General features: G+C 75.0%; 11 protein-coding genes and 1 riboswitch. Of the genes, 7 read left to right on the top strand and 4 right to left on the bottom strand.

Features of this window, described 5'->3' with window-relative positions; genetic code table 11:
* Both E1298_RS14785 and E1298_RS14780 read right to left on the bottom strand, forming a co-directional pair.
* Positions 1 to 1,394 (bottom strand): sensor histidine kinase (locus E1298_RS14785; RefSeq protein ID WP_243725591.1); only part of this gene is annotated, 1,394 nt, incomplete at its 3' end.
* 77 nt (positions 1,395 to 1,471) lie between these two features.
* Positions 1,472 to 2,173, bottom strand: coding sequence for a TetR/AcrR family transcriptional regulator (locus tag E1298_RS14780; RefSeq protein WP_131893447.1), 702 nt, complete (start codon positions 2,171 to 2,173; stop codon positions 1,472 to 1,474).
* A 308-nt stretch (positions 2,174 to 2,481) separates the two neighbouring features.
* Between E1298_RS14780 and E1298_RS14775 the strand changes: the two genes are divergently transcribed.
* Positions 2,482 to 3,003, top strand: coding sequence for an ATP-binding protein (locus E1298_RS14775; protein ID WP_165975463.1), 522 nt, complete (start codon positions 2,482 to 2,484; stop codon positions 3,001 to 3,003).
* On the opposite strand, the gene E1298_RS48090 is transcribed toward E1298_RS14775, so the two are convergent.
* Positions 2,987 to 3,139, bottom strand: coding sequence for a hypothetical protein (locus E1298_RS48090; protein WP_165975462.1), 153 nt, complete (start codon positions 3,137 to 3,139; stop codon positions 2,987 to 2,989). The genes E1298_RS14775 and E1298_RS48090 overlap by 17 nt on opposite strands.
* Positions 3,140 to 3,504: 365 nt before the next feature.
* Here E1298_RS48090 and E1298_RS14770 point away from each other — a divergent pair, with 365 nt between their 5' ends.
* From E1298_RS14770 to E1298_RS14755, 4 genes are read left to right on the top strand one after another with little or no spacing between them, the layout of a single operon-like run.
* Entirely contained in the window at positions 3,505 to 4,455 is a 951-nt protein-coding gene (locus E1298_RS14770) for a GlxA family transcriptional regulator (protein ID WP_131893443.1), read from the top strand.
* Positions 4,456 to 4,473: 18 nt separating this feature from the next.
* Entirely contained in the window at positions 4,474 to 5,076 is a 603-nt protein-coding gene (locus E1298_RS14765; RefSeq protein ID WP_131893441.1) for a DJ-1/PfpI family protein, read from the top strand.
* Positions 5,077 to 5,136: 60 nt separating this feature from the next.
* Positions 5,137 to 6,228 carry a hypothetical protein gene (locus E1298_RS14760; RefSeq protein WP_131893438.1) on the top strand — a complete coding sequence of 364 codons (1,092 nt, stop codon included), beginning with the start codon at positions 5,137 to 5,139 and terminating at the stop codon, positions 6,226 to 6,228.
* 30 nt (positions 6,229 to 6,258) lie between these two features.
* Complete coding sequence (locus E1298_RS14755; RefSeq protein ID WP_131893436.1) at positions 6,259 to 7,890, top strand: CocE/NonD family hydrolase; 1,632 nt, start codon at positions 6,259 to 6,261, stop codon at positions 7,888 to 7,890.
* Here the strand turns inward: E1298_RS14755 and def are convergent, their stop codons facing one another.
* On the bottom strand, positions 7,891 to 8,454 hold the full coding sequence (gene def, locus E1298_RS14750) for a peptide deformylase (RefSeq protein ID WP_131893434.1): 564 nt from the start codon (positions 8,452 to 8,454) through the stop codon (positions 7,891 to 7,893).
* A 34-nt stretch (positions 8,455 to 8,488) separates the two neighbouring features.
* A riboswitch (cobalamin riboswitch) is annotated at positions 8,489 to 8,706 on the top strand.
* Between the two features lie 113 nt (positions 8,707 to 8,819).
* Here def and metE point away from each other — a divergent pair.
* Positions 8,820 to 11,102: a 5-methyltetrahydropteroyltriglutamate--homocysteine S-methyltransferase gene (metE, locus tag E1298_RS14745; RefSeq protein ID WP_131893432.1), complete on the top strand. Its 2,283-nt coding sequence runs from the start codon at positions 8,820 to 8,822 to the stop codon at positions 11,100 to 11,102.
* Positions 11,103 to 11,110: 8 nt separating this feature from the next.
* A complete protein-coding gene (locus E1298_RS14740; protein ID WP_131893430.1) occupies positions 11,111 to 14,215 on the top strand; it encodes an ATP-binding protein in 3,105 nt (1,034 codons plus the stop codon).
* Positions 14,216 to 14,227: the final 12 nt, after the last annotated feature.

Genomic DNA, 14,227 nt, shown 5'->3' with positions numbered 1-14,227 from the left:
GCCAGGGGGAGGAGCATGACGAAGCGGGCTCCCTTGGGGCTGTCGGCGATGCGGAGGGAGCCGCCGTAGATCTCGGCGATCTCGCGGGCTATGGGGAGGCCCAGGCCGGTGCCCTGGGAGTCGCGGCGGCGGGATTCCGCGAGGCGGGCGAAGCGCTCGAAGACCCGTTCGCGCGACTCCGGGGGGACGCCCGCGCCGTCGTCGATCACCTCCAGCCTCGCCTGGTCCGCGTCCCGCGCGACGATCACCTCGATGTGGCCCTCGGCGTGCCGCTCGGCGTTGCTCAGCAGGTTGCCGAGGACGCGGCTCATCCGCAGCGCGTTCGCGCGGACGACCACGCCGGGCTCCAGCCGGGTCGTGATCTGGTGCCGCTCGGGGCGGCGCTCGATCTCCCTGCGGGCCATTTCGGCGAGGTCGACCGTCGTCGCCGGCAGCGGGGCGCGGGAGTCGAGCCGCGAGAGTTCCAGCAGGTCGACGACGATGTCGTTGAGCCGCTCGGTGTCGCGCAGCGCCGAGCGGACCATCGGACGCCAGTGATCGTCGTCGGGGTCGTCGAGCGCGACCTCCAGCCGTGTGTGCAGCCCGGCGATCGGGTTGCGCAGGTCGTGCGAGGCGTCGGAGATGAAGCGGCGCTCCCGGCTCGCCGCCTCCTCCAGCCGGTCGAGCGTGGCGTTGACGGTCTCGGCGAGATCCTGGATCTCGCCGCCGGTCTGCGGGACGGGCACCCGGTGGTCGAGGCTGCGCGTGCTGAGTTCGGCCATCTCGGCGCGGATGCGGTCGACCGGCGCCAGCGTCCGCCCGACCGTGTGCCACGTCCACCAGCCGATCAGGCAGAGCAGCGCCACGAGGATCAGCCCCATCGCGGTCGGCAGCAGCCAGGCGTTCGCCAGGGTCGGCATGGGCGAGGCCGCGTTGACCATCACGGCGTCCCCGTACGGGGAGGAGCGCAGCCGGAGCCCGAAGACCCAGACGCACTCGTCCAGGAAGCGGGGGCAGATCATGCGGTCGACGAGCAGCTCGCCCTTGTCGAGGTCGGCGTGGGCGAGCGCCGGGCGTCCCGCGATAGCGTCGCTGGCGTCCAGGACGCGGCGGCCGTCGCGGCTCACGACCTGGAGCATCGGCGACTCGCCGTCCCTGGGGACGAGGGGGTGGCCGCGCTCGCCCCGCAGGATGTCGAAGGCGACCCGCTCGACGGTCTTCTCGGCGGTCTCCTCGACCTCGTTCTCGGCCCAGTCGCGCGCGAGGAGCATGCTCAGGGTGAGGGCGAGGAGCAGGATCACCGCCGCGACCACGACGGTGATCACGGTCGCGCGGCCCCGCACCGAGAAGAACACGCGCCCATGCCAGCGGCGGGCCCGCTCCCGCCACCCGCCCACCGATTCCGCGCTCCGCACGACCGCACTCCCGAGTCCCGGACGACAGTCCGTCACCTTCTGTGATCGTCCAGTGCTCAGCGTAGTCGGTGGGTCCGTCAGTTCGGCGGGCGTGGTCCGTACAGGCGCAGGAACGCGCGGACCCCCTCGGTGATCACTTGGACGGTCTCGGCGTCGGGGACGGGGATCGCGCCGTAGTACGTCCGGCGGTTGAGGTCGGTGATCGTGAGCAGGTTCAGGTGGTTGGCGGCCCGCTCGGCGTCCTCGATCTCCAGCAGCCCGCGGTCGGCGATGTCCCGCAGGTACGGGGCGAGCCGCAGGTGCGCGGTCGGCGGTCCGGCGGCGGTCCACGCCTCCAGCGTCGCGGACGGGATCCGGGTCACCTCCGCCTCCAGCGCCCGGACGAGCGCGAAGTGGTCGGGGAACTCCGTCACCGCGGCGACGCGGTCCAGGCTGAAGGCGACCAGGTCCTCCTCCAGGTCCACGATCTTGCGGAGGTGCCGGTCCATGATCTGTGCGATGGCGGCGGTGACCTGGTCCGCGCCCTCCAGCGCGACCGACAGGAACAGCTCCTCCTTGTCGGCGAAATGGTTGTAGATGGTGCGCTTGGACACCCCGGCCTCCGCGGCGATCGCGTCCACGCTGGCCCGCGTGTAGCCCTCGCGTCCGAACACCCGGCGCGCCGCGTCCGCGATGGCCCGCCGCTTCTCCGGGCGCCCCTGCGGCCCGCCCTCCGGCCGGGCCCTGCGTCCTGGACGCGCCGTCAGCGCGGAGCGCGGTTCCGTCTCGCGACCGGTCATGCGGGCGCCCCCTCGCGTTTGCACTACTCGGTGCAGTTTATCGGGCGAGCGGTCCGCGCCGTCCTGGCCTGAGGTTGCCGGGGCGTCACAGCGTGTGCGGGGCGGGCGGTGCGATCTGGGAAAACGTTCGCCCGGGACGTGAACGAAAGGTGGGTGCGCAACCGTACAGCGAGGGTGACGGGCGACTTTCCGGAGCGGAGGGAGCCGTCGCAGTGAGCGTCGAGGACGTGTTGCGAGGAGCTGGTCGGGTCGGTGCCGGCGGTGCGGGCCTTGCGGCGGGCCGTGCCCGGGGACGGGGAGGCGGTGCTGTGGGCGACGAGGGAAGCGGGCCCGAGGGCGGCGAACGGGGCACGGCCGCCGACGGGTGCGGGGACCTGGTGGTGATCGGCGAGGTCACGTTGCCCGGGGTGCGGCGGTCGGTCGGGTACGCGCGCGGCTTCGTCCGGGAGCTGCTGCCCGACCATCCGGGGCTGGACGATCTGGTGACGGTGACGAGCGAGGCGGTCGCGAACGCGGTCAGGCACACGGCGTCGGGCCTGGAGGGCGGGCGCGTGTCGGTGGTGCTCGCGGTGGGGCCCGGCGTGTACCGGCTGGAGGTCCGCGACGACGGGGCGGCCGTCGGGCGGCCGCACGTCAAGGCCGAGGTGGGCGCGGAGACCGGGCGCGGCATGCGGATCGTGGACGGCCTGGCGTCGCGCTGGGGATACCGGGTGGACGGCTCGCGGACGGTGGTGTGGGCGGAGTTCCCGGCCCCGGCCGCCGAGGAGCGGGGCCGAGGCCGGGAACGAGGGCCGGACGGCGGCGCGGGGCCGGTCAGCGGCCCCGGTTGAGCTGCCGCGTCGGCATCTGCCGGGCGTTGCGGCGGTTGTTGTTCGCGAAGGCCAACGCCTTGACGTCGACCTTGCGCTTGCCCTTCTTCTTGGACCTGGAGAAGGGAGTGGGTTCCGGGTTGTTAATGGCACTCATGAACAGACCACCTCCGGGCATGTTCGCATTCGGCCGCGAAAGGGCCGAAGAAATGGGAAAGGAAGAAAAGGGCGGCAGGCGCACCGGACGGCACGGTCCACGGAGCCTACGAGCAGGCATGACAGACCGCTGGATGCTGTGGGGTGCGGCTATGGCGCCGAGAGTGGGAGCGGGCCGCAGCGTGGCTGCGGGCGGCTCAACCGGAAGAATCAAAGCTTCATGAGTAAGAGTTAGCCATAGGGTTCCCGGCGGTGTCAACCGTTAATTTCCGTCCGCTCGTGAACCCGGATCGGGACGAGTGATGGCGCGAACCGTGGGGTGGCCGTCGTTGACGCCATGAGCGGCGGACGGCCAGCCTGGAGGGCATGCAGCGCGTCGCGTTCGTGATCTATGAGGGGTTCCAGGCGCTCGACCTGGCCGGGCCCTTCGAGGTGTTCCAGTACACCGGGCGGTACGAGTGCCTGGTGGTGGGGCCGCGGGCGGGGCTCGTCCGGACGGGGAGCGGCCTGCCCGTCCACGCCTCGCACGGCGTCGGCGACCTCGCCCCCGCGGGCATCGATACGCTGGTCGTGGCGGGCGGGACCGGCGTCGACCGGGCGCGGGAGGACGCGGCGCTCGTCGGCTGGGTCGCGGACGCGGCGGCGGGCGCGCGGCGGGTCGCGTCGGTGTGCAGCGGCGCGTTCCTGCTGGCCGCCGCCGGGCTGCTGGACGGGCGCCGGGTCACCACGCACTGGCGGCGCGAGGAGCAGTTCAGGCGCGAGCACCCGGGCCTGGACGTCGACTGCGACCCGATCTTCATCCGGGACGGCCGCGTCTGGACGTCCGCCGGGGTGACGGCGGGTATGGACCTCGCGCTCGCGCTGGTCGAGGACGACCACGGACGGGACGTGGCGCACGCGGTCGCGCGGGAGATGGTGATGTTCCTGCGGCGGCCGGGGAGCCAGTCGCAGTTCAGCGTCCCGCTGTGGTCGCCGCAGCCCGCGACCGACCCGGTCCGGACGGCGGTGGCCGCGATCCACGCCGATCCGGGCGCCCGGCACAGCATCGCCGGCCTGGCCGAATGCTCCGGGCTCAGCTCGCGGCACCTGCAACGCCGGTTCACCGCCGAGCTGGGCGTGCCGCCCGCCGCGTACGTCGAGCGCGTCCGGGTCGAGGCGGCGCGGCGCGCGCTCGCGGAGGGGGACGAGCCGGTCGAGGCGCTGGCCCGGCGGCTGGGCTTCGGGACGGGCGAGACCCTGCGCCGGGCCTTCCACAGGCGGGTCGGCGTCGCCCCGTCCGACTACCGGGACCGTTTCAAAGGAACGAAGGAGTGTTAGAGGAATGAAGGAGCACGCATGACCGCGTACGGACTGCTGGTGTTCGAGGACGCCGAAGAACTGGACTTCGTCGGGCCGTGGGAGGTGTTCACGGCGTCGGCGATGCTGCGCGACCAGGGCGATCGGGCGGTGCTCGTCGCGCAGGGGAGCGGGCCCGTCCGGTGCGCGAAGGGCCTGCGGGTGCTGCCCGACCACACCCTGGACGACCATCCGGAGTTGGACGTCCTGCTCGTCCCGGGCGGACGCGGGGCGCGCGAGACCCAGCCGTTCGTCCCGGAGGTGACGGGCTGGATCGCCAAGACCGCCGAACGGGTCGACTGGGTGACCAGCGTGTGCACCGGCTCGCTGCTCCTGCGCCACGCGGGACCGGCCAAGGGACGGCGCGTGGCCACGCACTGGGCCTCGGAGGACAGGCTGGCGAAGCTCGGTGACGTCACCGTCGTCCGGGACGCGCGCTACGTGGTGGACGGCAACCTGGTCACGAGCCAGGGCGTGTCCGCGGGCATCGACATGGCGCTGTGGCTGGTCGGCCGGATCCATGGCCGCGACCACGCGCGCGCGGTGCGCCGCTACATCCAGTACGAGCCCGCTCCGCCGTACATGGCCGACGAACCGGTCTGACGCGGAAGGAACATTTCGCCACACGCGTGATGATCTTCGCTTATCGGCATAATCACCCGAATGGCCATGACGCTTCCGGTGCGGTTCCGCGGCGAAGGCGCGCGCGTGGCGGTGGAGACCGACGCGGCGCACGCGCCGCTGCGCGACTTCCTCCTCAAGGACCTGGGCGACGACGTCGCCGCGATAGCCCGCGCCAGGGGACGGCTGGGCGGCGACCCATCGCGCCCCTGGCAGGAGCTCTACCGCTACCACCGCCTCGACTACGACGGGACGGCCGTCCACGTCCGCGACGTGGGCGGCTGGGCGTCGTGCGCCCTGCACCCCGCCGTCCTGCGGCGGTGCCTGGAGGAGTACGAGCGGCAGGTCGGCGACGCGGTCCGCCGCCGGACCGCGCCCGGCGGCGAGGTGGCGGCCACCCTCGCGCTGGGCTCCGCGTCCCCGCGCACCCAGGGCTGGGGGCTGATCCAGACCCCGCGCGCCACGCTGGAGGACATGGCCGGGCTCACCCCGCACCCGGACGCGTGCCTCCCGCACGGCGTCATGGGCACGGGCTCGGGCGCCTGCTGGGCCGACCTCGCCGTCCTGGACGGCACCGGCACGCGGCTGCGCGGCGGCACCAAGACGTTCATGCCCCGGGGCATCGACGCGGCCCGTCTCGTGCGAGAACTCGGCGACGCGCTGACACGGGCCCGGTTCCTCACGTCCGTCCCCGGCGCGTGGACGTCGGTCGTCGCGGGCGTCCCCGTGCACGGCTACGTCGACCCCGACGCCGTGCTCCGGCTGCCGTGCGAGCCGATCGAGGCCGCCGGCGTCGCCCAGCACGTCCGCGTGTTCTTCCCCGAGCTGGCGGCCTCCGGCGTGGACCTGGAGTCGGCCGCGTCGAGCGCGGGCGGCCGCGCCCGGGCCGTGGAGGGGGCGCGGCACGTCCTGACGGCGTTCCTGCTCCACGACGTCCAGAGCCACCGGCACCATCTGGACGTCGTGCGGGCCGCCCGTCCCGGATGGGAGCACACCGGGAACGCCTGCCACATCAGGCTCGACGTCCGGACCGCCCGGCTGGAGCACCTGTGGCTGCCCGGCCACGCCTGCGAGCTGCCCACCGGCGAGTTCGCGCGCGCCCTCCAGGAGTACGAGCGCCTGCTCCCCCTCTAACGTGGGGACAGACGCCGATCAGGGAGCGCTATGACCGTTGTGGGACGTCTCGTCGACCGGTTCTTCGGGTTGCCCGAGGCCCCCGTGCCCGGCACCGGGGCGGGACGCGCCACGGGGATGGCCCGCGACCTGCGGGTTCCGATGCCGGACGGGGCCCGGCTCGTCGCCGACCTGTACCGTCCGCGCGGGGCCGGGCCGCTGCCGGTCGTGCTGATGCGCACCCCGTACGGCAAGCACAAGCCCGAGATCAGGCTGTTCGCCCGGGTCCTCGTCCGGCGCGGCCTCCAGGTCGTCGTCCAGAACATGCGGGGCGTCTTCGGATCGGACGGGGAGTTCCGCGCCTTCCACGACGAGAAGGACGACGGGCTCGCCACCCTCGCGTGGCTGCGGGCCCAGCCGTGGTGCGACGGGCGCGTCGCTATCGCCGGCGCCAGCTATCTCGGCTTCGCCGGGTGGGCGATGGCGCCGTACGCGGACCCGCCGCTGGAGGCGATGGGGCTCGGGATCACCGCGTCCGAGTTCGTCAGCTCGTTCTACCCGGGCGGCGCGCTGGCCCTGCACAACACGCTCGTCTGGTCGGCGGTGCTGGGCACCCTGGACGGCTCGCGGCTCGGCGGCCTGCTGCCCACCCCGCTGCACGACCGGCGCGTCCGCCGCGCGATGCGGCACCTTCCGGTCGGCGAGGCCGACACCGCCGCGATCGGACGGCCCGAGCCGTTCCTGCGGGAGGTCACCGCGCACGCCGGGCCGGGCGACGGCTTCTGGACGGCCACCGACCACAGCGCCGCCGCCGCGAAGACGACCGCGCCCGCCAGCATGGTGGCGGGCTGGTGGGACCTGTTCCTGCGCGGCCAGCTCCGCGACTTCGCCGCCCTCCACGCCGCCGGACGGCAGGTCCGCATCACCATCGGCCCGTGGGGACACGACGCGAAGGCCCTCCGCGCGATCCTCGCCGACCAGGTGACGTGGCTGGACGCCCACCTGAACGGCACCACGGACCGGCTCCGCGAAGCACCCGTCCGGCTGTACCTGCAGAAGGCCGACCGCTGGCTCGACTTCGGGCAGTGGCCCCCGCCCGGGACGCGCCCCGCGCCGCTCTACCTCTCCCACGGTCTGACCTGGGACGAGCCGTCCGCGATCGAGCCCGCCGCGTTCACCTATGACCCCCTCGACCCGACGCCCAGCGTCGGCGGCCCGCTGCTGTCGCCGGGCAAGGGCGGGCAGCGGGACAACGGCCCGATCGAACGGCGCGCCGACGTCGCGGTCCTCACCGGCGCGCCGCTGGACCGCGACCTCGACCTGATCGGCCCGGTCTCGGCCACGCTCCACGTCCGGACGAGCACCGGCCACGGCGACCTGTTCGTGCGGCTCTGCGACGTGGACGAGCGCGGCACGTCCAGGAACGTCACCGACGGCGTCCTGCGGATCTCCTCGCCGGGGACCGTCCGCGCCGAGATCGAGATGAACCCGACCGCCTACCGGTTCGCGCGCGGGCACCGGCTCCGGGTCATGCTGGCGGGCGGCGCGTTCCCCCGCCTCGCCCGCAACCACGGCACCGGCGAGCCCGCCGGACGCGCCGTCGCGTCCCGGCGCGTCCGCTTCGAGGTCCTGCGCGGCGCCGCCCACCCGTCCGCCCTCCACCTGCCCGTCTGGGACGGGTGATCATCCGGCCTCGGCACCCGCCTCAACGCCTGCGTCGGCAGCGGCGGCCGCCCGCAGCTCCTCGTACTCCTTGAGCACCTTCTTGCGGGCCCGCGCCGACAGCCGGTCGATGTAGACCCTGCCCTCCAGATGGTCGGTCTCGTGCTGGAGGCAGCGGGCCAGCAGCCCCGTCCCCACCACGGTCACCGGCTTGCCCTTCAGATCGAAGCCGCGGACGGTCGCGCGGTCCGAGCGCGCGAGCCGCGCATGCGGCCCCGGCACCGACAGGCACCCCTCGTCGCCGTCGTCCAGCCGCCGCTCGTCCAGGCCCGGAAGCTCCAGGACGGGGTTCACCACGGCCCCCTTCTGGCGCTGCCCGTCCTCGTCCGGGCAGTCGTACACGAAGATCCGCAGGTCGACGCCGACCTGGTTCCCCGCGAGGCCGACGCCCTCCGCCGCGTACATGCTGGCGAACATGTCGTCGGCCAGTTCCCGCAGCGCCGCGTCGAACTCCTCGACCGGCCGGCACGCCCGGTGCAGGACCGGGGTCCCCACCAGCGTGATCGGCCGAACCTGTCCCGTCATGCCCGCTCTCCTCCGAATGTCGAATCCACACGTCTATACTCGCGGTTGCGGATGGTTCACCCGCGCCGCCCTCGGCGGAACGGGTGTCGCAAGAGGGAACCCGGTGCGATTCCGGGACTGCCCCGCAGCGGTGAACGGGAACGACCGCCGTCATACGCACTGGATCGCTCCGCGCGGTCTGGGAAGCGACGGCCAGTAGGAGCGCGCAAGGCGCCCGTGAGTCCGAAGACCTGCCACCGCCTGCGCGCCGTTCGGCGCGCGGTGGGTCCATGGCCTCGTGGGAGGGCCGCGGGACGACGGCGGGCACGGCCCGCGCGCGCCTCCGCCTCCCGTGCGGCCGTCGAACGGCACGAGGGAGAGCCGTCATGACGATCGAGACGACCGTGCTGGGATACCCCCGGATCGGTCCCGACCGCGAGCTGAAGCGGGCCGTCGAGGCGTACTGGGCGGGCGGCGTCACCGCCGCCGAGCTGGAGCGCACCGGCGCCGACCTGCGCCGCTCGGTGTGGACCGGGCTGCGGGACGCCGGGCTCGGCCAGATCCCGTCCAACACGTTCTCGCTGTACGACCAGATGCTCGACACCACCGTCCTGGTGGACGCGGCGCCGCCCCGGTTCCGCCACCTGGACGGCCTGGACGCCTACTTCGCGATGGCGCGCGGCGCCGAGGGCGTCCCGGCGCTGGAGATGACCAAGTGGGTCGACACGAACTACCACTACCTCGTCCCGGAGCTGTCGCCCGACACCCGGTTCCGGCTCGCGGACGCCGCGCGGGCCAAGCCGCTCGCCGAGTACCTGGAGGCCCGCGAGCTGGGCATCGAGACCCGTCCCGTCCTGATCGGCCCGGTGAGCTACCTGCTGCTGGCCAAGGCCGCGCCCGCCGCGCCCGAGGGGTTCCGGCCGCTCGACCTGCTCGACGGGCTCGTCGAGGTGTACGCCGAGCTGCTCGAACGGCTCGCCGGGGCGGGCTGCGCGTGGGTGCAGCTGGACGAGCCCGCGCTCGCCGCCGACCGCACCGAGGAGGAACTGGCCGCGCTTCGGCGCGCGTACGACCGACTGTGCGCGCTGTCGTCCCGTCCCGACCTGCTGGCCGCCACGTACTTCGGGGAGATCGGCGCGGCGCTGCGCGAGCTGGCGGCGACCAGTGTGGAGGCCATCGGCCTGGACTTCGTCGCGGGGCCCGGCAACCTGGCGGGGCTGGCCGCGATCGGCGGGCTTCCCCGGCGCACCGTCGTCGCCGGGGTCGTGGACGGCCGCAACGTCTGGCGGGCCGACCTGTCCGCGGCGCTGTCCACCTGCGCGTCGCTGCTGGGGCTGGCGCAGGACGTGGCCGTCGGCACGTCCTGCTCCCTGATGCACGTCCCGCTCGACCTGGACGCCGAGACCGGCCTTGAACCGGACGTGCGCGCGCGCCTGGCCTTCGCCAGGCAGAAGGTGGACGAGGTCGTGCTCCTCGGCCGCGCGCTGCGCGAAGGCCACGACGTGATCGCGGAGGAGGCCGCCGCCGCCCGCGCCGCCCGCGAGGCCCCCGGACGGACCGACCACCGCGTCCGCGCCAGGCTCGACATGCTCGGCGACGGCCAGGGCGACGTCCGTCCCGACCGGGCCGCCCGGTACGCCGCGCAGAGCCGCGTCCTCGGCCTGCCGCCGCTCGCCACCACCACCATCGGGTCGTTCCCGCAGACCGGCGACGTCCGCCGCGCCCGCGCCGACGTGCGGGCCGGGCGCATCGGCGCCGACGCCTACGAGCAGATCATGCGGGACGAGATCGACCGCGTGATCGACCTCCAGGAAGGGCTCGGCCTCGACGTCCTCGTCCACGGGGAGCCCGAGCGCAACGACATGGTCCAGTACTTCGCCGAGCAGCTCGACGGGTACGCGGCCACCGAGCACGGCTGGGTCCAGTCGTACGGCACCCGCTGCGTCCGCCCGCCGATCCTGCACGGCGACGTGTCCCGGCCCGAGCCGATGACCGTCCGCTGGACGACCTACGCCCAGTCGCGGACGCGCCGTCCGGTCAAGGGGATGCTCACCGGTCCGGTCACCATGCTGGCCTGGTCGTTCGTCCGCGACGACCAGCCGCTCGCCGACACCGCGCGGCAGGTCGCGCTGGCGCTGCGCGAGGAGGTCCGCGACCTGGAGGCGGCGGGCATCGGGATCATCCAGGTGGACGAGCCCGCGCTGCGCGAGCTGCTGCCGCCGCGCCGCGCCGACCGTCCCGCCTACCTGCGGTGGGCCGTCGGCGCGTTCCGGCTGGCCACCTCGGGCGCGGCGGCCACCACCCAGATCCACACGCACATGTGCTACTCGGAGTTCGGGGAGGTCATCGGCGCGATCGGCGACCTGGACGCCGACGTCACCAGCGTCGAGGCCGCCCGGTCCCACATGGAGCTGGTCGGGGACCTGCGCGCCGCCGGGTACGCGGCCGGGATCGGGCCGGGCGTGTACGACATCCACTCGCCGCGCGTCCCGTCGGTGGAGGAGATGGAGGTCTCGCTCCGGCGGGCGCTCCAGGCCGTCGCGCCGGGCCGCCTGTGGGTCAACCCCGACTGCGGCCTGAAGACCCGCGCGTACCCGGAGACGGAGGCGTCCCTGCGCAACATGGTCGCCGCCGCCCGCCGCGTCCGGGAGTCCCTCGTGGGCGGATAATCACCGGCATGCGGTTCGGAGTCCTCGGCGAGACGCGGGCGTGGCGGGACGGGGGCGGCGAGGTGCCGCTCGGCGGCCCGGCGCGCCGCGCGCTGCTGGCGCTGCTGCTCGTCCGGCCGGGCGCCGCGGTCCCGGCCGGGCTGCTGGCCGAGGAGGTCTACGGCGGCGAGGGACGGGACCGCGCCGTCCACGCCGTCCAGTCGCAGGTGTCGCGGCTGCGGGCGGCACTTCGGCCGGACGCTGACATCGAGATGACGGCGGCGGGCTACCGGATCGACGCCTCGCCGGAGGACGTGGACGCCTGGCGGTTCGAGCGGCTGGCGGACGAGGCGCGCGCGGCGCTGCTCGGCGGCGACACCGCGGGGGCGGCCGAGCGGCTCCGCGCCGCGCTGGGCCTCTGGCGCGGCGCCGCGTTCGCGGACATCGCGGACGGCGTCGCAGGCCGCGCTGCCGCCGAGCGCCTAGAGGAACGCCGCCTCGCCGCCCTAGAAGACCGCATCGAAGCAGACCTGGCCCCCGCCCCCGCACAGGCCCCCGGCCACGCGCAGGGGTCTGGTCACGGGCAGGCGGTCGTGGCCGAGTTGCGGGAGTTGGTCGGGCGGTATCCGCTGCGGGAGCGCCTGCGCGGGCTGCTCATGCGTGCTCTTCGGGCGCAGGGGCGGCCGGCGGAGGCGCTGGTCGTGTTCGAGGAGACCCGGCGGGTGCTCGCCGAGGAGCTGGGCGCCGACCCGTCCCTGGAGCTGGCCGCGCTGCATCGCGAGCTGCTGCGGGGCGAGCGCCGGGCCGCGCCGCCCGCCCAGCTCACCAGCTTCGTCGGCCGCGACGGCGACGTGGCCGGGCTGGAGGCGCTGCTGGGGACGGCGCGGCTGGTCACGCTGACCGGCCCCGGCGGCGTCGGCAAGACGCGGCTTTCGGTGGAGGTCGCCGCGCGCCGGGAGACCTGCTTCGTGGAGCTGGCCCCGGTGGACGGGCCGGGCGTCGCGCGGGCGCTGCTGGGCGCGCTCGGCCTGCGGGAGGGCGGGCTGCTCGCCGCGCCCGGCACGCCCGCCGCCGACCCGGTGGCGAAGCTGACCGCCGCGCTCGCCGACCGTCCGCCACTGCTGGTGCTCGACAACTGCGAGCACGTCGTCGAGGCCGTCGCCGGGCTGGCCTGGCGGCTGCTGTCGGCCTGCCCGGACCTGCGGATCCTGGCGACCAGCCGCGAGCCCCTCCAGATCACCGGCGAGCACCTGTGGCCGGTCCGGCCCCTCGGCGGCGAGGACGCCGTCCGGCTGTTCGCCGACCGCGCCGCGGCGGTGCGGCCGGGCTTCGCGGCGGGCGCCGGCGTCCGGGACGTCTGCCGCGCCCTGGACGACCTGCCGCTCGCCATCGAGCTGGCCGCCGCCCGCCTGCGCACCCACGAGATCGCCGACCTGCGCGCCGGCCTGGACGACCGGTTCGCGCTGCTCGGACGCGGCAGCCGCGTCGCCGACGCCCGGCACCGGACGCTGCGGTCGGTGGTGGAGTGGAGCTGGGACCTGCTGACCGCGGACGAGCAGCGGGCGGCCCGCCGCCTCGCGGTGTTCGCGGGCGGCGCCACGGCGGAGGCCGCGCGGCGCGTGTGCGGCCCGGCGGACGTCCTGGAGTCGCTCGCCGACAAGTCGCTGGTCGAGATCGCGGGCGGCCGGTACCGGATGCTGGAGACGATCCGCGCCTACGGCGCCGAGCGGCTGGCGGAGGCGGGCGAGGGCGAGGCCGCGCGCCGCGCCCACGCCGAGTACTTCCTCGGCCTCGCGCGCACGGCCGACCCGTGCCTGCACCGCGCCGAACAGCTGGAATGGCTGGAGATCCTCGGCGCCGAGCACGGCAACCTGCTGGCCGCGCTGCGCTGGGCCGTCGGGGCGCGGGACGCGGAGACGGCGTTCGGGCTGATCGGGTCCATGTCGTTCTACCTGTGGATCCGCGGCCTGTCGCTGTCGGCGGCGGCCTCGGCGGCGGCGCTGCTGGAGCTGTCCGGTCCGGGCGCGCCGCCCGGCCTGGAGGACGAGTACATCCTGTGCGGCCTGGTCACGGCCATGGATCCGGCGAGCGCGCAGGTGTGGCGGCGGCACCGGGACGCGGCGCGCGCGGCCGTCCTGGCGCGGGGGACGCGGCGGCACCCGTCCGTCATGTGCCGCTGGATGATGGTCGACGCCACGTCCGGCGACCCGCGCGCGGCGCTCGCCGCCGTCCTCGGCGACCGGGACGGTCCGGAGCCGTGGGCGCGGGCCGCCGCGCACCTGATGTCCGGCTTCCCGGAGCTGGCGGCGGGCGGGCTGGGACGGGCCGAGCAGGAGTTCGGCGAGGCCGCCGCGATCTTCCGGGAGGTCGGCGACCGCTGGGGGACCGCGCTGGCGCTGGACGCGCTGGCCGGGCTGTCCGCGCTCTGCGGCGACCACGCCGGGGCCATCGCGCTGACCGACGAGGCGCTCGTCCTGACCGAGCAGCTCGGTGCCGTGGACGACCGCTCCGACCTGCTCTGCAACCGCGGCGACTACCGGATCGGCACCGACCCGTCCGGTGCGCGCGCCGACTACGCCCTCGCCGCCGAGCTCGCGCGCCGCGCGGGCAGCCCCACCTACCTGGCGGCCGCGCTGCGGGGGCTCGGCGACATCGCGCTGCTGGACGGCGACCTGGACGCGGCGCGCGGCCTGTACGAGGAGGCGCTGGAACGCTTCGACCCGCGCTGGCTCAAGAGCGTCGGGAACCGGACCCGGGCGCTCATCGGGCTCGGTCGCGTCGCCGAGGCCCGCGGTGACGCCGCCGAGGCGCGGCACCACCACGGGCGCGCCATCGCGGCGTCCGCCGAGATGGGCGCCTACTTCGAGGCCGCCCGTGCCGTCGTCGCCCTCGCCGGGGTCACGGCCGCCGCAGGCGACGCGGGGACGGCCGCCCGGCTGCTGGGGGCCGCGACCGTCCTGCGCGGCATCTCGTCCGACGACGATCCCGCCGTCATGCGCGTGGCCGGAGCGTGCCGGGAGGCGCTGGGCGAGGCCGGGTACCGGGCGGCGCTCAGCACCGGGCTGCGGTTGAGCCACGAGGAGGCGTTCGACCTCGCGGGCGTGCCCGGCTCCGCCGTCCGCCCGATCGGGTGAGCCGCCGGTGAG

Origin of the sequence: Actinomadura rubrisoli (assembly GCF_004349215.1) — a bacterium.
Lineage (GTDB): Bacteria > Actinomycetota > Actinomycetes > Streptosporangiales > Streptosporangiaceae > Spirillospora > Spirillospora rubrisoli.
The sequence above is the reverse complement of the archived record's forward strand: the minus strand, read 5'-3'. Positions and strand labels throughout refer to the sequence as shown.

Bases quoted from the DNA above. Each gene is read 5' to 3' on its own strand.
- E1298_RS14780 (WP_131893447.1), bottom strand. From the start codon at position 2,173: ATGACCGGTCGCGAGACGGAACCGCGCTCCGCGCTGACGGCGCGTCCA.
- def (WP_131893434.1), bottom strand. From the start codon at position 8,454: ATGACGGGACAGGTTCGGCCGATCACGCTGGTGGGGACCCCGGTCCTG.
- E1298_RS14770 (WP_131893443.1), top strand. From the start codon at position 3,505: ATGCAGCGCGTCGCGTTCGTGATCTATGAGGGGTTCCAGGCGCTCGAC.
- E1298_RS14755 (WP_131893436.1), top strand. From the start codon at position 6,259: ATGACCGTTGTGGGACGTCTCGTCGACCGGTTCTTCGGGTTGCCCGAG.
- E1298_RS14765 (WP_131893441.1), top strand. From the start codon at position 4,474: ATGACCGCGTACGGACTGCTGGTGTTCGAGGACGCCGAAGAACTGGAC.
- metE (WP_131893432.1), top strand. From the start codon at position 8,820: ATGACGATCGAGACGACCGTGCTGGGATACCCCCGGATCGGTCCCGAC.
- E1298_RS14760 (WP_131893438.1), top strand. From the start codon at position 5,137: ATGGCCATGACGCTTCCGGTGCGGTTCCGCGGCGAAGGCGCGCGCGTG.
- E1298_RS48090 (WP_165975462.1), bottom strand. From the start codon at position 3,139: ATGAGTGCCATTAACAACCCGGAACCCACTCCCTTCTCCAGGTCCAAG.
- E1298_RS14740 (WP_131893430.1), top strand. From the start codon at position 11,111: ATGCGGTTCGGAGTCCTCGGCGAGACGCGGGCGTGGCGGGACGGGGGC.